The 22,977-nt window shown below is 72.8% G+C and carries 23 protein-coding genes; 8 read left to right on the top strand and 15 right to left on the bottom strand.

All coding sequences use genetic code 11. The features are described from left to right. Positions 1 to 13: 13 nt before the first annotated feature. From chvE to ACYVM4_RS05415, 5 genes are all read right to left on the bottom strand, one after another. Positions 14 to 1,120, bottom strand: coding sequence for a multiple monosaccharide ABC transporter substrate-binding protein (chvE, locus tag ACYVM4_RS05435; RefSeq protein ID WP_460667895.1), 1,107 nt, complete (start codon positions 1,118 to 1,120; stop codon positions 14 to 16). 112 nt (positions 1,121 to 1,232) lie between these two features. Then, positions 1,233 to 2,747, bottom strand: coding sequence for an L-arabinose isomerase (gene araA / locus ACYVM4_RS05430; protein ID WP_460667894.1), 1,515 nt, complete (start codon positions 2,745 to 2,747; stop codon positions 1,233 to 1,235). Continuing rightward, complete coding sequence (locus ACYVM4_RS05425; protein ID WP_460667893.1) at positions 2,722 to 3,474, bottom strand: L-ribulose-5-phosphate 4-epimerase; 753 nt, start codon at positions 3,472 to 3,474, stop codon at positions 2,722 to 2,724. Before ACYVM4_RS05425 ends, araA begins: the two co-directional genes overlap by 26 nt. Then, complete coding sequence (gene araB / locus ACYVM4_RS05420; protein ID WP_460667892.1) at positions 3,471 to 5,159, bottom strand: ribulokinase; 1,689 nt, start codon at positions 5,157 to 5,159, stop codon at positions 3,471 to 3,473. Before araB ends, ACYVM4_RS05425 begins: the two co-directional genes overlap by 4 nt. 168 nt (positions 5,160 to 5,327) lie before the next feature. Further along, entirely contained in the window at positions 5,328 to 6,377 is a 1,050-nt protein-coding gene (locus ACYVM4_RS05415; RefSeq protein ID WP_460667891.1) for a LacI family DNA-binding transcriptional regulator, read from the bottom strand. Positions 6,378 to 6,568: 191 nt separating this feature from the next. On the opposite strand from ACYVM4_RS05415, the gene ACYVM4_RS05410 reads away from it, so the two are divergent. Further along, positions 6,569 to 7,552, top strand: a complete 984-nt coding sequence (locus ACYVM4_RS05410; protein WP_460667890.1) for an aldo/keto reductase — start codon at positions 6,569 to 6,571, stop codon at positions 7,550 to 7,552. A gap of 153 nt (positions 7,553 to 7,705) precedes the next feature. On the opposite strand, the gene ACYVM4_RS05405 is transcribed toward ACYVM4_RS05410, so the two are convergent. Both ACYVM4_RS05405 and ACYVM4_RS05400 read right to left on the bottom strand, forming a co-directional pair. Then, on the bottom strand, positions 7,706 to 8,482 hold the full coding sequence (locus ACYVM4_RS05405) for an SDR family NAD(P)-dependent oxidoreductase (RefSeq protein ID WP_460667889.1): 777 nt from the start codon (positions 8,480 to 8,482) through the stop codon (positions 7,706 to 7,708). Between the two features lies 1 nt (position 8,483). After that, entirely contained in the window at positions 8,484 to 9,290 is an 807-nt protein-coding gene (locus ACYVM4_RS05400) for a FadR/GntR family transcriptional regulator (RefSeq protein WP_368823203.1), read from the bottom strand. 161 nt (positions 9,291 to 9,451) lie between these two features. On the opposite strand from ACYVM4_RS05400, the gene ACYVM4_RS05395 reads away from it, so the two are divergent. Both ACYVM4_RS05395 and ACYVM4_RS05390 read left to right on the top strand, forming a co-directional pair. Further along, positions 9,452 to 10,954: a GntP family permease gene (locus ACYVM4_RS05395; protein WP_460667904.1), complete on the top strand. Its 1,503-nt coding sequence runs from the start codon at positions 9,452 to 9,454 to the stop codon at positions 10,952 to 10,954. A gap of 123 nt (positions 10,955 to 11,077) precedes the next feature. Continuing rightward, positions 11,078 to 12,283 carry an MFS transporter gene (locus ACYVM4_RS05390; protein ID WP_368823205.1) on the top strand — a complete coding sequence of 402 codons (1,206 nt, stop codon included), beginning with the start codon at positions 11,078 to 11,080 and terminating at the stop codon, positions 12,281 to 12,283. 100 nt (positions 12,284 to 12,383) lie between these two features. Here the strand turns inward: ACYVM4_RS05390 and ACYVM4_RS05385 are convergent, their stop codons facing one another. From ACYVM4_RS05385 to cspE, 6 genes are all read right to left on the bottom strand, one after another. Then, positions 12,384 to 12,956, bottom strand: coding sequence for a hypothetical protein (locus ACYVM4_RS05385; RefSeq protein ID WP_460667888.1), 573 nt, complete (start codon positions 12,954 to 12,956; stop codon positions 12,384 to 12,386). Between the two features lie 143 nt (positions 12,957 to 13,099). Beyond that, on the bottom strand, positions 13,100 to 13,783 hold the full coding sequence (locus tag ACYVM4_RS05380; RefSeq protein ID WP_460667887.1) for a class F sortase: 684 nt from the start codon (positions 13,781 to 13,783) through the stop codon (positions 13,100 to 13,102). Positions 13,784 to 13,811: 28 nt separating this feature from the next. Beyond that, positions 13,812 to 14,315, bottom strand: a complete 504-nt coding sequence (locus tag ACYVM4_RS05375) for a hypothetical protein (RefSeq protein WP_460667886.1) — start codon at positions 14,313 to 14,315, stop codon at positions 13,812 to 13,814. Positions 14,316 to 14,491: 176 nt separating this feature from the next. After that, positions 14,492 to 15,292 (bottom strand): glucosamine-6-phosphate deaminase, encoded by an 801-nt coding sequence (nagB, locus tag ACYVM4_RS05370; protein WP_460667885.1) that lies wholly within the window; start codon positions 15,290 to 15,292, stop codon positions 14,492 to 14,494. Between the two features lie 68 nt (positions 15,293 to 15,360). Next, positions 15,361 to 16,272, bottom strand: a complete 912-nt coding sequence (locus tag ACYVM4_RS05365; RefSeq protein WP_460667884.1) for an aminoglycoside phosphotransferase family protein — start codon at positions 16,270 to 16,272, stop codon at positions 15,361 to 15,363. A 127-nt stretch (positions 16,273 to 16,399) separates the two neighbouring features. After that, positions 16,400 to 16,606, bottom strand: coding sequence for a transcription antiterminator/RNA stability regulator CspE (gene cspE / locus ACYVM4_RS05360; protein WP_035923571.1), 207 nt, complete (start codon positions 16,604 to 16,606; stop codon positions 16,400 to 16,402). 290 nt (positions 16,607 to 16,896) lie between these two features. Here cspE and ACYVM4_RS05355 point away from each other — a divergent pair, with 290 nt between their 5' ends. The 5 genes from ACYVM4_RS05355 to ACYVM4_RS05335 all read left to right on the top strand — a co-directional run bounded on the left by ACYVM4_RS05355 (position 16,897) and on the right by ACYVM4_RS05335 (position 21,288). Next, positions 16,897 to 17,652 carry a 5-oxoprolinase subunit PxpA gene (locus tag ACYVM4_RS05355; protein WP_460667883.1) on the top strand — a complete coding sequence of 252 codons (756 nt, stop codon included), beginning with the start codon at positions 16,897 to 16,899 and terminating at the stop codon, positions 17,650 to 17,652. A gap of 126 nt (positions 17,653 to 17,778) precedes the next feature. Next, on the top strand, positions 17,779 to 18,018 hold the full coding sequence (locus ACYVM4_RS05350; protein ID WP_460667882.1) for an acetyl-CoA carboxylase: 240 nt from the start codon (positions 17,779 to 17,781) through the stop codon (positions 18,016 to 18,018). Positions 18,019 to 18,021: 3 nt separating this feature from the next. Beyond that, the gene (locus tag ACYVM4_RS05345; RefSeq protein WP_460667881.1) at positions 18,022 to 19,434 is read left to right on the top strand and encodes an acetyl-CoA carboxylase biotin carboxylase subunit; all 1,413 of its coding nucleotides are present in this window, start codon (positions 18,022 to 18,024) and stop codon (positions 19,432 to 19,434) included. After that, a complete protein-coding gene (locus tag ACYVM4_RS05340) occupies positions 19,431 to 20,339 on the top strand; it encodes a 5-oxoprolinase subunit B family protein (RefSeq protein WP_460667880.1) in 909 nt (302 codons plus the stop codon). The genes ACYVM4_RS05345 and ACYVM4_RS05340 overlap by 4 nt, the downstream gene beginning before the upstream one ends. After that, the gene (locus ACYVM4_RS05335) at positions 20,323 to 21,288 is read left to right on the top strand and encodes a 5-oxoprolinase subunit C family protein (RefSeq protein WP_460667879.1); all 966 of its coding nucleotides are present in this window, start codon (positions 20,323 to 20,325) and stop codon (positions 21,286 to 21,288) included. Before ACYVM4_RS05340 ends, ACYVM4_RS05335 begins: the two co-directional genes overlap by 17 nt. Before the next feature lie 115 nt (positions 21,289 to 21,403). On the opposite strand, the gene ACYVM4_RS05330 is transcribed toward ACYVM4_RS05335, so the two are convergent. Then, positions 21,404 to 22,504 (bottom strand): oxidoreductase, encoded by a 1,101-nt coding sequence (locus ACYVM4_RS05330; RefSeq protein ID WP_460667878.1) that lies wholly within the window; start codon positions 22,502 to 22,504, stop codon positions 21,404 to 21,406. A gap of 118 nt (positions 22,505 to 22,622) precedes the next feature. Continuing rightward, positions 22,623 to 22,943, bottom strand: a complete 321-nt coding sequence (locus ACYVM4_RS05325; protein ID WP_460667877.1) for a hypothetical protein — start codon at positions 22,941 to 22,943, stop codon at positions 22,623 to 22,625. Between the last annotated feature and the right edge of the window lie 34 nt (positions 22,944 to 22,977).

Genomic DNA, 22,977 nt, shown 5'->3' with positions numbered 1-22,977 from the left:
CGGCCGGTCGCGGTCACTCGAGCTCGGACGCCTCGTAGTAGCCGCTGTCCACGAGGACCTCCTGGTAGTTGTCCTTCGTGACGATCTGCGACTCGAGCAGGTAGGCGGGGACCACCTTCACGCCGTTGTCGTAGGTCTCCTCGTCGTTGACCTCGGGCTCCTCGCCCTTCATCAGGGAGTCCACCATGAGCACCGCGCGCTCGCCGAGCTCGCGGACGTCCTTGAAGATCGTGGAGTACTGCTCGTCGTTGACGATGGACTTCACGGAGCCGACCTCGGCGTCCTGGCCGGTCACCACGGGCAGCTCGTCCTGGGAGTAGCCGCCGGAGCGCAGCGCGGAGATGATGCCGATCGAGAGGCCGTCGTAGGGGGACAGCACGCCGTCGAGCTGGTCGCCGCCGCCCACCGTGATGAGGTCCTCCATCCGGTCCTGGGCGGTGTCCGGCAGCCAGCGCAGGATGGCGGCCTGCTCGAACTCCGTCTGGCCGCTGGGGACGTTGAGCGTGCCGTCGTCCAGGTACGGCTTCAGCGTGTCCATCGCGCCGTTCCAGAAGAAGGTCGCGTTGTTGTCGTCGGGGCTGCCGGCGAAGAGCTCCACGTTGAACGGGCCCTTCTCGCCGGTCGGCTCGCCGTTCTCGTCGAGGACCCCGAGCCCGGTGAGCAGCGACGTGCCCTGCTGGACGCCCACCTCGTAGTTGTCGAAGGTCGTGTAGTAGTCCACGGTGTCCGACTCGTTGATGAGGCGGTCGTAGGCGATCACGGGGATCTCCTGGGTCTCGGCCGTGTCGAGCACGCTGGTCAGCGTGGTGCCGTCGATCGAGGCGACCACCAGGGCCTTGGCCCCGCCGTTGATCATGTTCTCGATCTGCGAGATCTGGGTGGGGATGTCGTCGTTGGCGTACTGGAGGTCCACCTCGTAGCCGAGCTCCTCGAGCTGGGCCTTGACGTTCTCGCCGTCGGCGATCCAGCGCTCGGACTGCTGCGTGGGCATGGCCACGCCGATCCGGGCGCCCTCGTTCGAGCCCTCCTCGGCGTCGGCGCCGCGGTTGCCGCCGCAGGCCGTGAGGCCCAGGGCGAGGGTCAGGGCGGTCACCCCGGTGAGGGTCTTCTTCAGTGTCATGGTCGTGCCTTTCGTCGGTCCGGGCCGCGCTGCCCGGTGGTCGTGGTGTTCGTGAGCGGTCGTGGTGTCCGTGAGCGGTCGCAGTGGTCGTGAGGAGTCGTGGTGCCCGCGGTCAGAGCTTCTGGGCGAGCCGGTGGTACGCCGCGTTCCACCGCACCTCGCGCTGGAACTCCCGCAGGGTGGTGGAGTCGTCGATGACGAGCAGCTCGGTGCGGGTCATGTCGGCGAAGTCCTGGATCACCTCGGCGCCCACCGCGGTGGTGAGGACCGTGTGGTGGGCGGCGCCGGCGGTGAGCCAGGCCGCGGCCGAGGTCGCGAGGTCGGGGTGCGGCCGCCAGACGGCCCGGGCCACCGGCAGGTGCGGGAGCGGGGCGTCCGGGGGCACGACGTCCACGGTGTTGGCGGTGAGCCGGAAGCGGTCCCGCAGGTCGGACATCGCCACGACCACGCCGGGGCCGGCGTCGGTGTCGAACACCAGGCGCACGGGGTCCTCCCGCCCGCCGATGCCCAGGGGGTGCACCTCGAGGGAGGGCCGCGCCGTGGTGAGGCTCGGGCAGATCTCCAGCATGTGGGCCCCGAGGATCTTCTCCTCCCCCGGCACCAGGTGGTACGTGTAGTCCTCCATGAGGGACGCGCCCCCGGGCAGCCCGGCGCCCATCACCTTGGCGGCCCGCACCAGCAGGGCCGTCTTCCAGTCGCCCTCCGCCCCGAACCCGTAGCCGCGGGCCATGAGCCGCTGCACGGCGAGGCCCGGCAGCTGGCGCAGCCCGCCGAGGTCCTCGAAGTTCGTGGTGAAGGCCCCGAAGCCGCCCTCCTCGAGGAACTGGAGCATCCCGAGCTCCTGCCGGGCCCCGCAGCGCAGGGACTCGTGGCGCTCGCCGCCGCGGCGCAGCTCGGGGGCCACGTCGTAGAGCTCCTCGTACTCGGCGACGAGCCCGTCCACGCGGTCCTCGGACTGGGCGTCCACCACGGCCACGAGGTCGTTGACGCCCCAGGTGTTCACGGAGACCCCGAACTGCAGCTCGGCCTCCGTCTTGTCGCCCTCGGTCACGGCGACGTTGCGCATGTTGTCGCCGAACCGGGCCACCTTGAGCCCCTGCACCGCCGCCCGGCCGGCGCACGCGCGCTGCCAGGACGCGATCTGCGCGGTGACGCCGGGGGTCGAGACGTGGCCCACCACGGTCTTGCGCGGGACGTCGAGCCGGGTCTGGATGTAACCGAACTCGCGGTCGCCGTGCGCGGCCTGGTTGAGGTTCATGAAGTCGAAGTCGATCTCGCCCCAGGGCAGCGCGACGTTGATCTGGGTGTGCAGGTGGAGCAGCGGCTTGCGCAGCGCGTCCAGGCCGGTGATCCACATCTTGGCCGGGCTGAAGGTGTGCATCCAGGCGATCGCGCCGATCACGCCGTCCGCGGCGTTGATCTCCAGGGCCGTGCGGCGGATCGAGTCCGCGTCCTTCAGCGTGGGCTTCCAGACCACCTCGACGGGCAGCCCGGCCTCGCCGAGCATGCGGACGATCTCGCGGGACTGCTCGGCCACCTGGCGCAGCGTGTCCTCGCCGTAGAGGTCCTGGCTGCCGGTGAGGAACCAGACCTCGTAGTGGTCAAGGGCGGTGGGCAGAGGATTCACGGGAGGGCGCTCCTGGGGTGGTGGGGACGGCGGCGGGCTGCTGGCCGTAGACGTTCTGGTAGCGGTCGAACAGGGAGTCGACGTGGGCCGGCTCGAGGGGCAGCGGCTCGCCCAGCTGGCGGGAGAGGTGCACGGTGCGGGCCACGTCCTCGAGCATGGCCGCGGCCTTGACGGCGTCCCGGGCGTCCTTGCCGACGGTGAAGGGCCCGTGGTTGAGCATGAGGACCGCGCGCGAGCGGTGGCCGGAGAGGGTCTCCACGATGCCGCGCCCGATCGAGTCGTCGCCGATGATCGCGAAGGGCCCCACGGGGATCTCCCCGCCGAACTCGTCAGCCATGGCGGTCAGGACGCAGGGGATGGGCTCGCCGCGGGCCGCCCAGGCGGTGGCGTAGGGCGAGTGGGTGTGGACCACTCCCCCGACCTCCGGCAGGTGCCGGTAGACGTAGGCGTGGGCGGCGGTGTCGCTGGACGGCGAGCGCTCCGCGCCGGGGGTCCCGGGCACCGGCCGGCCGTCCAGGTCGCACAGGATCTGGTTCTCCGGGGCGAGGTCGTCGTAGCTGACGCCGCTGGGCTTGATCACGAAGAGGTCCGTGCCGGGAACCCGCCCGGACACGTTGCCCGCCGTCCAGACCACCAGCCCGTAGCGGACCAGCTCGGCGTGCAGGTCCGCGACCTCGCGCCGCACGCGGGCGACGCGCTCCTCGAGCTCGAGCGTCAGGGCGTTCATGCGGAGATCTCCTGGGTGGAGCGGGCGGTGCGCCGGAGCGCCTTGAGCCGGCGCATGACGTCGCTGCCGCCGCGGCCGAAGTGGTCGTGCAGCGCGGTGTAGTCCTCGTAGAGGACGGAGTAGGCCTCGGTGTGCGCGGGGTTCGGGGTGTAGGCGTTGCGCTCGAGCCGGCCCATCGCCGCGGCCGCCGCCCGGACGTCCGGGTAGGCGCCGGCGGCCACGGCCGCGTGGATGGCGGAGCCCAGGGCCGGGCCCTGGTCGCTGCCGATCACCGAGATCGGCATGCCGAGCACGTCGGCGTAGATCTGCATGAGGAACGAGTTCTTGATCAGCCCGCCGGCCGCCACGAACTCCGTGACGGGGATCCCGGCGGCGGCGAAGGCCTCGACGATCGTGCGGGTCCCGAAGGCGGTGGCCTCCAGCAGGGCGCGGTACACCTCGTGCGGGCGGGTGGCCAGGGTGAGGCCCACGAGCAGCCCGGAGAGCTCGTGGTCCACGAGCACGGACCGGTTGCCGGACTGCCAGTCCAGGGCCAGGAGCCCGTGGGCGCCCACCGGTTCGCGGCTCGCCTGCTCGGTGAGCAGCTCGTGCACGCTCAGTCCGCGCGCGGCGGCCTCCTCCTGGAGCCGCCCCGGCACGAAGTGGGCCGTGAACCAGCCGAAGATGTCGCCCACCCCGGACTGCCCGGCCTCGTAGCCGTAGAGCCCGTCGATGATGCCGCCGTCCACCACGCCGCACATCCCCGGGACCTCGCGCAGGGTGTCGGAGCTCATGACGTGGCAGGTGGAGGTGCCCATGATCGCCACCATCTGCCCCGGTGCGGTGGCCCGGGCGGCGGGAGCGCTCACGTGCGCGTCGACGTTGCCCACCGCCACGGCGATGCCGGCGGGCAGGCCCGTCCACTCCGCGGCCTGCGCGCTGAGCATGCCCGCGGCGGTGCCGAGGGCCCCGACCGGGTGATCGACCTTGTCCTGCGCGAATCCGGCGAACTCGGGGTTCAGGGCGCCCAGGAACTCGCGGTCGGGGTACTCGCCGTCCTGCAGGATGCCCTTGTACCCGGCGGAGCACGCGTTGCGCACGTAGGTGCCCGTCAGCTGCCACACGATCCAGTCGGCGGCCTCCACCCAGTGGTCCATGAGGTGGTAGAGCTCGGGGTCCTCCTCGAGCAGCTGCAGGCCCTTGGCGAACTCCCACTCGCTGGAGATGAGGCCGCCGTAGCGGGCCAGCCACCGCTCCCCGCGCCGGGCCGCGAGCTCGTTGATGCGGTCGGCCTGGCCCTGCGCGGCGTGGTGGCGCCACAGCTTCACGTAGGCGTGCGGACGGCCTGCCAGACCGGGCAGTTCGTTGAGGGGCGTGCCGTCGGCCCGGACGGGGACCATGGTGCACGCGGTGAAGTCGGTGCCCACGCCCACCACGGCGCGGGGGTCCACGCCGGCGGCGCGGACGGCGGCGGGCACCGCCTGCCGCAGGACGTCCACGTAGTCCGCGGGGACCTGGAGCGCCCACTCCGGCGGCAGGGGCTCTCCCGTGGCGGCGAGCACGGTGTCCATCACGGCGTGCCGGTACTCGTGCACCGCGGAGCCCATCTCGGCGCCGTCCTGCACCCGCACGACGACGGCCCGCCCCGACAGGGTGCCGTAGTCGACGCCGATGACGTACGTGGGATCTGGGCTGGGCTGGCTCACGGAGGACCTCGTTGTCGTTCGAGCCGCACGCTCCGGGAGGGTGGCCACCGGCCGGACCCACCTCGGAATGTGAACGGTCACATCTGATGTTCGGGCCAACCTACCCCAGCGCGGAACCACGTGTCCCACATCACTTGATAACAGTTTGGTAACGGCGCGGACCGGCGTCTATCGGCCCTGGTCGGGCGTCGCCCGGGGCGCGGCGGTGGAGTCGCGGACCACCAGCACGGGCTCCACGTCCCCGGGCCGGACCGGCTGCTCCCCCCGCAGCTCGGCGAGCAGCACGGCCATGCAGCGCCGGCCCAGCTCGGGGAAGTCCTGGCGCACCGTGGTCAGCGGCGGCAGGAAGTGCGCGGCCTCCGGGACGTCGTCGAAGCCCACCACGCTCACGTCCCCCGGCACGTCCAGGCCGGCCTCGACGAAGGCGTGGACGAGGCCCAGCGCGATGTGGTCGTTGCCGGAGAAGACCGCGCTGAACCCCCTCCTCCCGCGCAGCCCGAGCCCCGCGCGGTAGCCGGAGTCCGCCGTCCACGCACCCGCGGGGACCACCACGGGCTCGAACCCCCAGGCGGTCATCTCCTCGCGGTAGCCCTGCCGGCGGGCGTCCGTCTCGACCCAGCCCTCGGGACCGGGGACGTGGAGCACGCGCTGGTGGCCCAGCTCCAGCAGGTGACGGGTGGCCGACCGGGCACCGGCCAGCTGGTCGACCGACATCCGGTGGTCCTCGCTGTGCAGGGAGTGCACGGTGACGAACGGGATCCGGATGGACAGCTGCTCGATCACCTCCAGCGTGCGCGACTGCGGCGCGAGGATCACCAGACCCTCCACCGCGTGGGCGACCATCCGGTCCAGTGCGGACTCGATGGAGGCGCGGTCCGCGTGGTCGATGTGGGCGGTGTCCACCACGTAGCCGGCCTCGTCGGCGGCCGTCTCGACCGCCCGGAGGCTGGCGGACGGGCCGTACTCGGCGCCCGAGGAGACGAGGGCGCCGATGGTCCTGGACTCGCTCGTGACCAGGGCGCGGGCCGCCCGGTTGGGCCGGAAGCGCAGCTCCTCCATGGCCTGCAGCACCCGCTGACGGGTCGAGTCGCGCAGCGCGGGGTGCCCGTTGATCACCCGGGAGACCGTCTGGTGGGAGACCCCGGCCGCCCGGGCCACGTCCCGGATGTTGGGGGCGCGCGGAGGCCGTGCGGAGTTCGCACCACCCTCGACGGTCATGGCCAGAACGGTACTGCACGGCACCGGACGGGCCCAGTGGCGCAGGCCCGCGCAAGCACCGGGCCCTTCCCGGTGCTTGCGCGGCGGACACGTCGCACCGCATGGTGGTCCCCGGCGCTCCCGCATCCGCGGGCCGCCGTCCCCCGGTCCCCCGGGTGACCCTCCACTGATCGCGGAACGGGATTCTACGCATGGAACAACGCACACTCGGCAGGACCGGACGGAAGGTCTCCACCGTGGGCCTGGGCACGTGGCAGCTGGGCGCGGACTGGGGTGACGTCGACCCGGCCGAGGCCACCGCTGTGCTGGAGGCCGCCGTGGAGTCGGGAGTGACGTTCTTCGACACCGCCGACGTCTACGGCGACGGCCGCAGCGAGCAGACCATCGGCGCGTTCCTGCGCGAGCGCCCCGACCTGGACATCACCGTGGCCACGAAGATGGGCCGCCGCGTGGACCAGGTCCCGGAGAACTACACGCTCGCGAACTTCCGGCAGTGGGTGGACCGCTCGCGCCGGAACCTGGGCACCGACACCCTCGACCTGGTCCAGCTGCACTGCCCGCCCACGCCGGTCTACAGCGACCAGGAGGTCTACGACGCCCTGGACACCCTGGTCGAGGAGGGCGCGATCCGCCACTACGGCGTCAGCGTGGAGCGCACCGACGAGGCACTCGCGGCCATCGCCCGCGGCAGCACCGCCACCGTCCAGATCATCCTCAACGCCTTCCGGCTCAAGCCGCTGGACGCCGTGCTGCCGGCGGCCAAGGAGGCCGGGGTGGGGATCATCGCCCGGGTCCCGCTGGCCTCGGGGCTGCTGTCCGGGAAGTACACGGCGGACACCCAATTCGCGGAGAACGACCACCGCAACTACAACCGCGGCGGCGACGCCTTCGACGTCGGCGAGACGTTCTCCGGGGTGGACTTCCAGCGGGGCCTCGAAGCCGTCCGCGAGTTCGCCGGACTCCTGCCGGACGGGGTGACCACGGCGCAGGCCGCGATCGCGTGGATCATCGCCCAGGACGGCGTCAGCACCGTGATCCCCGGGGCGCGCAGCGTGGAGCAGGTCCGCGGCAACGCCTCGGCGGCGGACACCGGGGAGCTGGGCCGTGAGATCGACGCCGGCGTCCGCAGGATCTACGACGCCTACTTCCGGGAGGAGATCCACCCCCGCTGGTGAGCCCGTCCGAGCCCGCCGCGGCATCGCCGGGGCGGGCCGCGACGACGCCGGAGGCCGGTGCCGAGCGGACACCGGCCCCCGGCGTCGTTGCGTGCGTCGACCGGGACAGCCCCCGCTCCGGGCCGGCCGCGGTGACCGGGGAATGCGGTGCGGCTAGGAGATCTGCAGTCCCCCGTTGATGTCATATGTCGCTGCGGTGATGAATCCGGCGTCCTCCCCGACGAGGAACGCGAGCAGGGCGGCCATGTCTCGCACGGTGCCCACGCGGCCGACGAGGATGTCCTTGGACAAGTCCGCCTTGCGCTCGTCGCTCAGCGTGCCGCCCATGATGTCGGTGTCCACCGGACCGGGGGCGATGCAGTTCACGGTGATCCCGTGCTCGCCCATCTCGCGCGCCACGGCCCGGGTGAAGCCGATGATCGCGGCCTTGGACGCGCTGTAGGCGACCTTGGAGTAGGTCCCGCCGCCGCGCTGGGCGGAGATCGAGGAGACGCTGACCACTCGGCCGACCCGGCGCTCGATCATCCCGGCCAGCACGCGCTGGGTCATCATGAACGTGCCGGTCATGTTGATGGCGAAGACCCGGTCCCAGGCCTCCCGGGTCTCCTGCATGAACTCCGTGGGCGAGCTGATGCCCGCGAGGTTGACGAGGGCCACGATCGGCGGGAGCTCCGCCTCGACGCGCGCCACGGACTCGTTCACGGAGTCCTGGTCGGACACGTCCGTGCGCAGCCCGAAGGCCCGCACCCCGTGCCGGCCGGTGATGTCCTGTGCGGCTTCGGCGGCGGCGTCGCCGTCGATGTCGAGGACGGCGACGTTCCAGCCCTGGCCGGCGAGGAGGTCGGCGGTGGCGCGGCCGATGCCGCGCTCGGAGGCGGCGCCGGTGAGCACGGCGGTGCGCTCGGCGGGGAAGGCGGTGGTCGCGGTCATGTCAGTCATCTCCTGTGCTGCGGGAAGCGGGTCCGGGGCTGTCGGGGGCGGACCCTGGCGCCGGGTCGGGCGCCCGGCCCGGCGCGGGATCGGTTTCGCCGGGCGCGGCCCCGCGGCCGATGTAGTGCTCGTAGTCGGCGTAGGTCTGGTCGATGTGGGCCTCCATGGCCTTGCGCGCGGTCTCGGGGTCCCGGGTGCCGATGGCCTCCAGGACCCTGCGGTGGTGCTCGATGGCGTGCCGCTGGACCTCGGGGAAGGCGGAGGTCGCCCGGCGTTCCACGTAGAGCAGCTGTGAGAGCTGGGCCAGCAGGACGGGGACGAAGGGATTGCCCGAGGCCCGGAGCACGGCGTCGTGGAAGGCCATGTCGGCGCGGGTGACCTCGTCCAGGTCCTGCGCCTCGTGCGCGCGCTCGAGGTCCCGGACCGAGTCCTCCATCGCGGCGAGGTCCTGCGGGGTGACGTGCACGGCGGCCAGCTCCGCGGAGCCGGTCTCCACCATGCGCCGCACCTCCAGCAGCCGCAGCGCCACCTGGTGCGAGGTCGTGCCCCGGGCGGCCGCCTTCAGGATCGCCTCGAGACCGGTCCACGCGTCGGGCGGGTTCACGTAGGTCCCCAGTCCGCGCCGCACGTAGACGATGTTCTGCGCCTGGAGGGCCTTGAGGGCCTCGCGGACGGTGAGCCGGCTGACATCGGCCTTCCGGGCGATCTCGGCCTCGGGGGGCAGGGCTTGGTGCGGGCCCACCTCGCCCTCGAGGATGCGCTCGAGCAGGTCCTCGGCGACGGCCTCGACCAGCGACTTCCTAGCCATCGGCGCGCCGGTCCACGGTGGTCCGCACGGGGGGAACGGGGCGCGCGTCGGGGTAGGGATCCACGGCGAGTACCTGCCTCTTGTCAGACATCATATGTGTGACCACCCTCACATGCAGCGTCGATCTCGTCAATTCCCCCGTTCCCGAGGAGCCGATCACCGTGGATCTGCAACTACTCCTGGCACGCGTGCTGGGCATCGCCACCATCATCGTGCTGGTGCTCCGCACGCGCCTGGACGCCTTCGTGGCGCTGCTCATCGCCGCCCTCGTCACCGGGCTGGTCGCGGGACAGCCGGTGCTCGACATCGTCTCGGCCATCACCACCGGCTTCGGCAACACGCTGGCCTCGATCGGCATCGTGATCGGCCTCGGCGTGGGGATCGGCAAGATCCTCGAGGTGTCGGGGGCCGCCGATGCCCCCGCGCTCGCCTTCCTCCGCGTCTTCGGCCACGGCCGCGAGCCGTGGGCGATGGGCAGCGTGGGCGCCCTGGTCTCCATCCCGGTGTTCTGCGACTCCGGCTACGTCATCATGAACCCGCTCGCCCGGTCCATCGCCCGGGTGAAGCAGGCCGGCCACGTGACCCTCGCCCTGGCGCTGGGATGCGGCATGACGCTCACCCACCACCTCGTGCCGCCCACCCCGGGCCCCCTGGCGGTGGCCGGCATCCTGGGCACGGACCTCGGCGCGCTGATCCTCGGCGGCCTGGTGTTCACCGTGCTCCTGCTGCCCGTCGTGATCTTCTACGCGAAGTGGATCGGTCCGCAGCCGGAGTCCAGGGGGGAGGAGCACGTGCGCGCGGCCGTCTACGGCACGGTCGCTCCGGCCGGCGTCGGGCGGGACTCCCGCGCTGCGGGCGCGGGCCTGCAGGAGGGCCCGCGGGACGGGCTCGACGACGAGGCGGCGCAGGGTCCCACCGCGGATCCGTCCTACGACCTGGGCGAGCCGCCGGCCGGCGCCAAGCCGCACAAGGTCGGCGCACTGGTGGCGTCCCTGCCCCTGCTCGTCCCGCTGCTGCTGATCATCCTCAACACGGTCACCGGCGCGATCGACCAGAACGCGCAGGGCGTCATCGGCGGCGACGAGTACGAGCCCTCCTCCTGGGTGGTCCCGTTCGCCTTCATCGGCAATCCGGTGGTGGCCCTGATCATCGGCATGGTGCTGGCCCTCTACGTGATCCTGCCCCGGTGGACGCCCCGCAACAAGGCGCACGGATGGTTCGCGGACGCCGCGGCCTCGGCCGGTTTGATCCTGCTCATCACGGGCGCCGGCGGCGCACTGGGTCAGGTGCTCCGCAGCTCCGGCGTGGGCGACGCCCTGGCCGAGGCCATCGCCTCCACGCCGCTGCCGGCGTTCCTCGTGCCGTTCCTGGTCGCGACCCTCGTGCGCATCGCCCAGGGCTCCGGCACGGTCGCGATGATCACCGCGGCCTCCGTCTCCGCGCCGCTGGTGACCACGCTGGGCATCGACCCGCTCGTCGCCGCCCTGGCCTGCACGGCGGGATCGATGGTGTTCAGCTACTTCAACGACTCCTACTTCTGGGTGGTCACCCGCTTCACGGGGCTGCAGGGCACCGACGCGCTGCGCGGCTGGTCCGGCATCACCACCGCCGTCTGGGCCGGGTCCATCCCGCTGCTGTTCATCGCGGACCTGATTCTGGGCTGACCACGGTAGGACTCCAGCAGGACGACCGGTCGGGACCGGTCGGGACGGGGCGGCGTGCCGGGGCGCGCCGGCCCGTCTACGCTGTCCGGAGATCCTCCCTCCTGCTTCCTGAAAGGGTGCGCCGTGCTCACCAACGCGTCATCGGCCACGGGCCGGCGGGCCCGCCTCGGCTTCGGCTTCCTCGGCGTGGTGCTGATCGCGGTCAACCTGCGCGTCGGATTCGTGACCGTCGGCCCGCTGCTCGAGGAGATCAGCCGCGACCTCGGCATCTCGGCGGGCCAGGCCGGGCTGTTGACCGGGCTGCCGCTGGCCATGTTCGCCCTGTTCTCCCCCGTGGCCCCGGCGGTGGCCGCCCGGACGGGCCTGGACCGGGCCCTGTGGCTGTCGCTGCTGCTGCTCGCGGCCGGGATCGTCGGCCGCTCCGCGCCCGTGGAGGGCGCCGTGTGGGTGGGCACCGCGGTGGTCGGCATCGGCATCGCGTTCCTCAACGTGCTGCTGCCCTCGCTGGTGAAGCGGGAGTTCCCGCTGCGCGTGAGCCAGGTGACCGGCGTGTACACCTCGATCCAGGGCGCAGTGGCCGCGGCCGGCTCCGCCGTGGTGGTCCCGATCGCCCACGCCGGTCCGGCCGGGTGGCGCCTCGCCCTGGCCGTGTGGGCGGTGCCGGCCGTCGTGGCGCTGGTGGTGCTCTCCCCCGGGCTGCGGTCGGGGAGCTCCGGGTCGGCGGCCCCCGAGGAGGAGCCCGGCCCCTACCGGTCCCCGTGGCGGTCGGCGCTGGGCTGGCAGGTCACCCTGTTCATGGGCCTGCAGTCGGTGGCGTTCTACGTGTTCATGGCGTGGCTGCCGAGCATCGAGCGCAGCCACGGCGTCTCGGCGACGAGCGCCGGCACGCACATGGCGCTGTTCCTGCTGATCGGGATGGGCGCCAGCCTGGGCACCGGGACGCTGATGCACCGGATCGGCGACCAGCGGCTCGTGGCCTTCGCGGGCAGCGCCCTGGCCCTGGTCAGCTTCGCGGGGCTGGCCGTCGCGCCGGGGGTGACGCTGCTGTGGATCGTGCTCGGGGCGGTCGGCTGCGGCAGCCTCATCGTCGTCGCGCTGTCCCTGTTCAGCCTCCGGTCCACCGACCACCGTCAGGCGGCGGCCCTGTCCGGGATGGCCCAGTCCGTGGGCTACGCACTGGCCGCGATCGCCCCCGCCGTCTTCGGCGCTCTCTACGACGCCGGAGGGCGGTGGGAGCCGCCGCTGCTGCTCATGGCGGGTCTCATGGTGGCGCTGTGCGTCGTCGCCCTCTTCGCCGGACGCGACCGCGTCATCGGGCCGGACGACTGAGCGGACCGGTCGGCCCGCCCGGGCGCAGCGCCGCCCGGCCTCGGCGGCCGGGCGGCGCTGCGGTGGGGACTGCCGGGTGCCCGGAGGGCGCCGGGGCGGATCAGGCCATGCGGCGCGGGGCGAACCAGTGCTTGACCGGGGCCTTGAACGCGGTCACGAGCCACAGGACGTTCACCACGACCAGCAGCAGCCCGAGGATCAGCAGGACGATCCCGAGCCCGCCGTAGGCCATCGCCCCGAGGAGGCCGATCAGCGTCCCGACCACGCTGAGGATGGACAGGACGATGCCCAGGACGCGGGCCCAGTTCTTGCCCTTCTTCAGGAACACGTAGACCAGGGCGTACAGGCCCAGGGCGATCACCAGCATCACGATGCCGGTGACCGTGGCGACACCCGCGGTCTGGTCGGCCGCCGCGATCTGGTCGGGGGACAGGCCCATCTCCCGGTACATCGCGGTGGTGTCCGCGGTGGTCGAGACGATCAGCCCCACGATGTCGTTGAGCAGGTAGACGGCTGCCGAGACGAGGGTGAGGGTCAGGAGCCGCTTGACCTCCGGGGGCTCGGCACCGGGATGTCCGCCACCGTGACCGGCGCCGTACTGGTCACCGGTGGCCTGGTACTGCGGCGGGCCGCCGCGGGCGCCCTCGGGCTGCTGGGGATACGGGTTGCTCATGGGGATCTCCTTCGGTCGAACGGGAACGGGACGGTGGAGCGCCCTCTCATCCTCCCCCGTGGTGTGCGATCGCACCTCCGCCTGAAGGACGAGGCGTGTCCGCGGTCCCCGACAGGTGCGACCTCGCGGGAGGAAGCAGGGGTTCAGGCGGCGAGCGTCGCGTAGACCACGTAGTTGTCGTCGAACAGGCCGGTGGTGGGGTCGTAGCCGTCGCACGTGATCAGGCGCAGCTCCGCTCCGGCGGTGTTGCCGTAGACGGCGCGCGTGGGGAAGGCGTCCTTGGCGTACTGCTCCCCGCGGGCGACGACGAACACCGCCGTGCTGCCGTCCTGCCGTGCGATCTCCACGGTGTCGCCGGGGGCGAGGCCGCGCAGCCCCGCGAAGACGCCGGGCCCGCCGTCGGTGGCGTTGACGTGGCCGAGCAGGACGGCCGGTCCCCGCTCACCCGGTGTGGGCGAGGACGTGTACCAGGAGGCCGGGGCCCCGGGGTGGGTGGGCGGCACCTCCAGGGACCCGTCCGGGCGCAGGCCCAGGTGCAGCAGCTCTGACCGGGCTCCCACCGCGGGGATCCGCACGGACACGGGCGCGGACGCCGCGAGCACCGGCGGCAGCGCCTCCGGTGCCCGGGCGGCGGTCGGCCCGGGGGCCGGCGTGGCGGGCGCGGCCGCCGGAGAGCGCGCCGTCGTCGTCGGCGAGGCGGACGCCGCCGACGACGTCGGGGCCGCGGGCTGCGCGGGGGACTCGCCCGCGCAGCCGCTGAGCAGCAGGAGGAGGACCGTCGCGGGGACCAGGCGGCCCCTGCGAAGGTCGGCGGTCGGATCCGTCACGGGGATCGGCCCCTCCGAGCGGCTCCGGCTACGCCCGGCCGGTGCCGCGCCGGCGCACGGCCACCGCGGCGGCCGCCGCGACCAGGGCCAGGCCGCCGGCGAGGACGGGACCGCCGGATCGGGTGTCCGCGGCGGCACCGGTGTCGGCTCCACCCACGGGCACCTCGTCGACCTGGGTGTACGGGTCCGTCCCGGGCACCTCGCCGGGCTGGGCGTCCGGCCCGGGGCCGGCGCCGGGGACCCAGTCGATGACGGTGTGGCTGTACCCCCCTGATTCGTTCTCCACGGGGATGCGGGTGGGGTCGTAGGCCCACTCGGCGCTCTCGCACACGATGCCGTCGCCGTCGTCGTCGACGAGGCTCGTGCTGTGGCTGACCGATTCCACGGGGATGTTGTGGACGCCGTACCCGGCCGCCGTGGCGCAGTCGGTGAAGACCATCGGATCACCCGGTGCGGCCGCCGCGGGTGCCGCGGTCAGGGCCGCGAGCCCGATAGCCGTCGCCGTCGCCACGCCCGCTGCACTGTTCTTCATGGTGTTCCCTCGCTTCTGGGAGTGCTGATGTGCAAGCGCATCGTAGGCAGTTCACAACTGCAACGTCACTGGTCGGATCGTGATGCTGTCCTCTGCGCGGGGCGGCGGGCCCGGTGTCCGGCGGCGATCCGGCATTTCCGCTCCGACCGGGTGCATCGTGATGCATTCTGTGCGTTTCATGACGCGGGCGCGGAACCGTCCGGTCCCGGCCCATCCCCCTGGTCCGGGACAGGGCTGTGGCCGTCCCTGAGCGTCAGCCCGCTCGCGGCGGCCTCGTCGAGGACCAGCGTGGTCCGGGGGTGGAACTGCAGCACTGACGCCGGGCACCGGGCGGCCACCGGACCCTCCACAGCCGCGGCGACGGCCGCCGCCTTCCGCTGCCCCTGCGCGACCAGGAGGACATGGCGTGCCTCGAGGATCGTGCCCAGCCCCTGGGTGAGGCAGTGGGTGGGGACGTCGTCGGGCCGGTCGAAGAAGCGGGCGTTGTCGGCGCGCGTCTGCGCGGACAGGGTCGCGACGCGGGTGCGGGAGGACAGCGACGAGATCGGTTCGTTGAAGCCGATGTGGCCGTTCGTGCCGATCCCCAGGATCTGGAGGTCGATGCCGCCGGCCGCGGCGATCGCCCGCTCGTACTCCTCGGCGGCCTCGTCCAGTTCGGCGCGGGAGGCGTCCGGCACCCGGACCTGCTCCGGGGCCAGGCCGAAGGGCCGGACGACCTCCCGGTCGAGGTAGGCGGCGAAGCTGCGCGGGTGCTGCGGCGCGAGACCGACGTACTCGTCGAGGGCGAAGCACGTGAGGTGCGCGAGGTCGAGCGAGCCCTCGGCCCGGCGCCGGGCCAGCTCCCGGTAGATCCCGACCGGCGACGACCCGGTGGCCACCCCCAGCACGGTGGCCGGCTCCTCGGCGATCCGGCCGGCGACGACGTGGGCCGCGTGCGTGGCGACGTCCGCGGCGGTGGGCACGATGACGATGTCCATGAGCTGCCCCTCCTCGTGCACTGGGAGGCCCATTGTCCTCGGACCGGTGGCGGGCGATCCAGCGGGGTTCAGGAGCCCGGGTCCAGCTGGGCCGCCGCGTGCCGGACCACCGCACCGAAGTCCGGGCCGGTTCCGGGGTTCGCCACCAGCGCCGCGACGTACAGGGCGGCCCAGGCGGCGGCGCGGCGCCACACGTCGTCGTCGTACCGGCCGGCCGTGCCGACGACGGCGCGGAAGCGGGAGCGCTGGTCCGCGTCGAAGGCCAGCCACGCGCCGGCGAGGTCGGACGCGGGATCCCCGGCGCAGACGTCCCCGAAATCGATGAGACCGGCCAGCCGGCCGTCCCGGTGCACGAGGTTCCACGGGTGCGGATCACCGTGCAGCCAGACCGGCGGCCGCGACCAGGGGGCGGCGCGCAGACCGTCGTCGACGACGCCGCGGAGCCGCTCGGTCCGCCGCGCGCCGAGCACCGCGGCCGCGGACGCCCAGGACGGGGGCGCCGTGCGGAGCCGCGCGTCGAGGGCAACACCCCGGTAGGGGTTGTGGGGGGCGTCCCCCGGTGCCGGCCGGTGCACCGCGGTCAGGGCCAGCGCCAGGTCCTCCGCGAGCCCGCCGCGACCGGCGAGCGGCAGGGTCGCGATGGCCTCGCCCTCGATCCACCGGACCACCGCCCAGGGCCACGGGTACCCCGCGCCGGGCCGGCCGCGGAACACCGGCCGGGGCACGGCGACCCCCAGCGCGGCCAGCGGCGCGCCGGCCACCGCCGTCCACCGCGCCTCGCGGAGGAGGCACGGGACGGCGGCGCGGCGCACCGGCAGGCGCACCGCGTGGGCGGGACCGAGCCGGAACAGCGCGTTGTCCCAGCCCTGCGCCACCGGCGTCGGCGGCCGGTCCAGGAGTTCGCGGAGCTCCTGCGGCAGCTGCGTCTCCAGCAGGCGGCGCACCTGGGCCGTCGTCGGCTGCACCTCGACCTCGGGCATCGTCGGCCCTCCCTCCGGCTCGGCAGAAAAAGACATCGCCACCCGGCCGGAGCCGGGTGGCGATGTCAGGTCGACGCCGGGGCGTTCAGCCCCGCGCCGGTGATCTCACGAGGAGATCAGCGTGCTCTCACGCAAGCACGGTGATGTTCGCGGCCTGGGGGCCCTTGGGGCCGTCCTGGGTCTCGAACTCGACGCGCTGGTTCTCCTCGAGGGAGCGGAAGCCGCCGGAGTTGATCGCGGAGAAGTGCGCGAACACGTCCTTGGAGCCGTCCTCGGGGGTGATGAAGCCGAAGCCCTTGTCGGCGTTGAACCACTTCACGGTGCCAGTAGTCATGGGGAACCTGTCTTTCTGAGGAAACGGAGCGTCCCCGACGATCGGGGTGCTCGGGCGTTGCGATGCCTGCCAGAACGTCTTCTCAGAAAAACTGCTGCGCCCGGAATCGGGCGAACTGCTTGAACTGCAAGAACGAAACTTCAACAACTGGTCATGACTCTACAGGTGTTCGCCGGAAAGCACAGTGACGGACCCCACGTGCCCCCGGATCACCCCGGGATGGTCCTGCGATCACCCACGAGCATTCGAGAATCGTTCCCTCGGACGCCCCACGTCCATAGGCTGTGACCATGGCCACACCTGAGACCCGCACCCGGCCCACCGTCAACTCGGACATGGGCGAGGGGATCGGCCTGCACCGCTTCGGCAACGACCCGGAGCTGCTGCAGGTCGTGGACCTCGCCAACGTCGCCTGCGGCTTCCACGCCGGGGACCCGGACATCATGTCCGCGACCGTGGCCGCCGCCGTGGCCCACGGAGTCGCGATCGGCGCCCACCCGTCCCTGCCCGACCAGTGGGGCTTCGGCCGCCGCGCCATGGTCCTCACCCCGGAGGAGGTCGAGTCCCTGGTCCGCTATCAGGTGGGCGCCCTCACCGGCTTCCTGCTCCAGCACGGGGCGGAGCTGCACCACCTCAAGCCGCACGGCTCGCTCTACGGGATGGTCGCCAAGGATCCGGCGCTCATGGAGGCGGTGGCGGCGGTGGCCGCCGACTACCGCGTCCCCGTGCTCGGGATGGCCGGCACCGCCCACGAGTCCGTGTGCGCCGAGCGCGGCGTGCCGTTCGTGGCGGAGCTCTACGTGGACCTCGACTACACCGCCGCGGGCGGGCTGATCATCCAGCGCACGCCCCACACCACCGACCCGCGCGCCGCCGCCGAGCGGGTGACGCAGGCCCTGACCGAGGGAGTCGTGCGGGCCGAGGACGGCACGGAGCTGCCGATGCGCTTCGAGTCCGTCTGCGTGCACTCCGACGCCCCGGGGGCGCCCGCGGTGGCCCGCGCCGTCCGCGAGGCGATCGACGCCCACCCGGGGCGGGACACCTGACCCGCCCGACCGCCGTCGTCATCGTCCGACCCGATGCCCTCCGACCCGATGCCCTCCGACCCCACGTCTCCCGACTCCACATCTCCAGACCCGACCTCTCCCGACCCGACCGAAAGGACCCGCACCATGTCCGAGATCCAGTCCCCGCTCCCCGGTGTCTTCTACCGCCGCCCCTCCCCCGACAAGGACCCGTTCGTGCGGGACGGCGACCCGGTGGAGACCGGCCAGGTCATCGGGCTCATCGAGGTGATGAAACAGTTCTCGGAGGTCCAGTCGGACACCGCCGGCACGCTCCAGGCCTTCGAGGTCCAGGACGGCGACATGGTCAACCCGGGGGACGTCATCGCCGTCGTCGCGGAGGGCTGAGCCGTGCCGATCTCCACGCTCCTGATCGCCAACCGGGGCGAGATCGCGGTCCGGATCCTGCGCTCGGCGCGGGAGATGGGCCTGCGCACCGTCCTGGCGGTGAGCGAGGTGGACCAGGACTCGCTGGCGGCGGAGCTCGCCGACGCCGTGGCCGTGGTGGGGCCCGCCCCGGCCCAGAAGTCCTACCTCAACGCGGAGGCGCTCGTGGCCGCGGCCCTGGAGCACGAGTGCGACGCGGTGCACCCCGGCTACGGGTTCCTCTCCGAGAACGCCGCGTTCGCCCGGCGCGTCCAGGAGGCGGGGCTGACGTGGGTGGGACCGGATCCCGACGTCATCGACCTGATGGGCCACAAGACCCGCGCCCTGGAGGCCGCGATCGCGGCCGGGGTGCCCGTCCTCGCCGGCTCCAACGGCCCCCTGGAGGGCGACGACGACGCCGTCCTGGCGCTGGCCCGGGAGGTCGGCTACCCGCTCGTCATCAAGGCCTCGGCCGGGGGCGGCGGGCGCGGCATCCGCCTGGTCCGCGCCGAGGAGGACCTGCTGCGAACCGTCGACACCGCCCGGTCCGAGGCCGGCGCGAGCTTCGGGGACTCCACGGTGTACCTGGAGCGGTTCGTGGAGCGGGCCCGGCACGTGGAGGTCCAGGTCCTCGGCGACGGACAGACGTTCCTGCACCTGGGCGACCGCGACTGCTCCCTGCAGCGCCGCTCCCAGAAGATCGTGGAGGAGGCCCCCGCCCCGGACCTGCCGGACGAGGTCCGCGAGCGCGTCCGGGACTCCGCCGTGAACCTGGCCCGGCTGTGCTCCTACACCGGGGTGGGCACGGTCGAGTACCTCTACGACCCCGTCCGGCACGAGGCGGCGTTCATCGAGATGAACACCCGCCTGCAGGTGGAGCACCCGGTCACGGAGTTCGTCACGGGCGTGGACCTCGTCGCCGAGCAGCTCACGATCGCCTCGACCGGACGGACACGGCTGCGGCAGGAGGACATCACCTTCGACGGGCACTCCGTCGAGTGCCGGATCAACGCCGAGGACCCGGAGAAGAAGTTCATGCCGAGCCCGGGCACGATCAGCCGCCTCGACTGGCCGGAAGGACCCGAGTACCGCGTGGACACCGGCGTGCGCAGCGGCGACACCGTGGCCCCGTACTACGACTCGCTGCTGGCCAAGCTGATCGTGCACGCCGAGGACCGGGAGACGGCCGTGCAGCGGATGGGCGCGGCCCTGGCCGCCACGCACGTCGAGGGGATCAGGACCACGGTGCCGCTGCTGCGGCGGCTCGTGCTGGACCGGGAGTTCGCGGCCGTGGCCCACCACACCACCTGGATCGAGACCGAGCTGCTGGCCGACAAGCCCAGCGACAAGCCCAGCGACATTCCCAGCGACATTCCCAGCGAGGGGGGCGCACCATGACCGAGACCCTGTACCTGCCCACCGCCCGGTACACGTGGGGCGGTGACGAGTTCCTGTTCGTGGAGTTCGACGAGGCCATGAACCTCACCGCCAACTACCTGGCCACCACCGTGGCGCAGGGCCTCACCGGGCTGGACCTGCCCGGCGTGGTGGACGTCTGCCCCGCCAACGCGTCCCTGCTGGTGCGCTTCGACCCGGACGTCATCGAGGCCGAGGACCTCGAGCGCCGCACGCAGGAGCTCGAGGGCCGGGCCCGGGAGTCCACGCAGTACACCGCCGAGACCCGGATCATCGAGGTCCCGGTCTGGTACCAGGACCCCTACACCGCCGAGGTCGTGGCCCGTTTCCGCGAGGGCTACCACCAGGACCCGGCCGGCACCGACCTCGACTACGCCGCGAAGGTCAACGGCCTCGCGGACGCCGCCGAGTTCATCCGGCGCCACCACGAGTCCCCGTGGCTGGTGTCCATGGTGGGGTTCGTGGCCGGGCTGCCGTTCATGTACCAGCTCGTGCCGAGGGACCGGCAGCTCGAGGTGCCCAAGTACCTCAGTCCCCGCACCGACACGCCCCCGCTGACCGTGGGCCACGGCGGGTGCTTCGCCTGCATCTACTCGGTGCGCGGCGCCGGCGGCTACCAGATGTTCGGCATCGCCGCCGCCCCCATCTACGACCCCGAGCAGCACCTGCACGACTTCCGGGACTTCCTGATCCTGTTCCGGCCGGGGGACCTCGTGAAGTTCCGGCCCGTGGACGAGGCCGAGTACCGCTCCATCCAGCAGCAGGTCGAGGACGGCACCTGGCGGTACAAGCAGGCGCCCGTGACCCTCGACGTCGAAGCCGCGCTCGCCGCTCCCGACACCTACAACCGCACGCTCCTGGAGGCCCTCGATGGCGCTGACGATTGAGCAGCCCGGACTGCTGACCACCATCCAGGACCAGGGACGGATCGGGTACTACAACGTGGGCATCCCGCAGGGCGGGGCCATGGACCAGGAGTCCGCGCAGGCGGCGAACAAGCTGGTCGGCAACTCCGCCGCCGAGGCCGTGCTCGAGTGCACCTACACGGGACCGGCCTTCACCGTGGACGCCCCGACGACGATCGCCGTGACCGGCGCGGACCTCCCCGTGCTGGTCAACGGCGAGGAGCACCCGGCGTGGCGGCGGATCGAGCTGGCCGCCGGGGACGCCGTGAAGTTCGGCGTGCTCCGCGGCGGCGCCCGGTTCTACCTGGCCGTGCGCGGCGGCATCGCCGTGCCGGAGGTGCTCGGCTCGCGCTCCACCTACGCGATCGGGCGGCTGGGCGGGCTGGACGGCCGGAAGCTCGCGGCCGGGGACGTGGTGCCCGTGGGCGAGCCCACGGGTCTGCTGCCCGAGGTCGAGGAGATCCCGGAGCGCCTCCGACCGGCATTCGGGAGGTCACTGGAGCTGCGGATCGTGTGGGGCCTCTACGACCACCTGCTCACGGACGAGGGCCGGCGCCGGCTGGTCGAGGAGGAGTGGAAGCTCACCCCCGTGGCCGACCGCATGGGGCTGCGCTTCGAGGGCCCCGGCGTGGAGTGGATCCGGCGCGAGCAGCCCTTCGGGGCCGGCTCGGACCCCTCCAACATCGTGGACGCCGGCTACGCCGTGGGCTCCGTCCAGGTCCCCGGCGGGACCCAGCCGATCGTGCTGCACCGGGACGCGGTCTCGGGCGGGGGCTACGCCATGGTGGGCACCGTGATCTCCGCGGACATGGACCTGCTGGCCCGGGCCGCCCCGGGCGCGGCCACCCGGTTCCGCGCGGTGTCGATGGAGGAGGCGCTGCAGGCCCGCCGGGAGCGAGCCGAGCGGCTGGAGGAGATCTGGGCGCTGTGAGGTGGCCTCCGGACGCGGCGGGGCGGTGCCGTGGTGGCACCGCCCCGCCGCGCTGCTCGCCGTCCGGGCCCAGGCCGCGGCCGGACGGTGCCCACCCGGCCTCCGGGACGCCCTCCTAGGAGAGCTCCAGCTCCCAGTCCTTGACGTCGGCCATGGGGGCGAGCAGGCTCGCGTCGAGCTCGTCGAGGGGCAGGCCGCTGCGCACGCGCCGGGGCCAGTCCCGGTTGGCCAGGGCCGCCTTGCCCAGAGCCACGACGTCCGCGGCCCCGCCGGCCAGCATGGAGACGGCCGTCTCCGGGTCGTCAAGGTGGCCGTTGGCGATCACCGGAAGACCCGAGTGCTCCTTGGCGAGAGCGGCCAGGGAGGGGCCGTCGTCGCCGAACGCCGGGGCGGTCGCCCGGTACTCGGTGGTGTGGACGAAGTCGATCCCGGTGGCCCCGAGGGTGGAGAAGATCACCCGCGCCTCGTCCGACCCGCCGCTCCACCGGTGGTCGTGGTCGCTGACCTTGGCCTGGGAGATCCGGATGCCCACCGTCAGGTCCGGGCCGACGGCCTCGCGGACGGCCCGGCAGATCTCGGCGGCGAACCGCACCCGGTTCTCCGGCGATCCTCCGTACTCGTCGGTCCTGAGGTTGAGGTAGTCGGTGAGGAACTGGTCCAGCAGGTATCCGTTGGCGCCGTGGATCTCGACACCGTCGAACCCTGCGTCCTGGGCGCGCAGCGCGGCGGACACGAAGGACCGGCGGACCTCCTCCATCTGCTCCGCCGTGATCTCCGCGGGCACGGGGTACGGGCCCTCACCACGGTAGAAGCCCAGCTGCTCGCCCTTGGGGGCCACCGCGGAGGGACCGATCGTGGAGTCGACGAACCGGTTGCCCTGGGCCTGGGCACCGGCGTGCATGAGCTGGGCGAAGATCTTCGCACCGGCCGCGTGGACGGCGTCGACCACGTCGGCCCACGACCGTGCCTGCTCCTCGGTGGCGATCCCGGGCTGGAACAGGTAGCCCTGCCCGTAGGCGGCGTCGGGGTAGATCCCCTCGGTGATCAGCAGCCCGAAGCCTCCGCGCGCGAAGGCCTCGTAGTAGGAGACCATGCGATCGGTGGCATGGCCCTCCTCCGTGGCGCTGATCCGGGTCATCGGAGCCAGCGCCACGCGGTTCTCCAGCCGGGTGGAACCGATCCGGAGGGGGGACCAGAGCGGGGTGAGGTCGGTCATGAGCATCTCCTTCGATGGTCGTTCCGGGGTGTCCGGAGCGACTCCCCGGGGCGGCCTCCTGCGGGGAGCCGCCCCGGGGGTTCGGGGCCCGCGCCGTCGGCGAGGCCTCCTGGCAGGGTCACACGGTGTCGGCGCTGAGGAGCAGCGCCCGCACGAGCTGCCCCGCGTCGATGGGCGCAGCGCTGTGCTGGGTCCCGTCGACGAGGATCCGCTCGAACTCCCCGCCGTCGTCCGGCAGGACACGCCGGTCGACGAGGTGCTGGTCGACCAGGGCGTCGGCCAGCGTTTCGACGTCGGGGAAGACCTGCTGCCTCCCCGTCCGGGAGGCCAGCACCCACCGGTCGCCGAGGACGGTGATCCTCGCGCGGGGTCCCACGCTGCGCCGGAGCTCCGCGAGGACGGCCTGCTTCATCCGGTTGAGGTTGATGTAGGCCGTCACCTTCGAGACCGCACGCCCCCCGGGGCATCCTGCG

The sequence above is a fragment of the Kocuria himachalensis genome (assembly GCF_054784195.1).
This window is presented reverse-complemented; position numbering and strand designations above follow the sequence as displayed.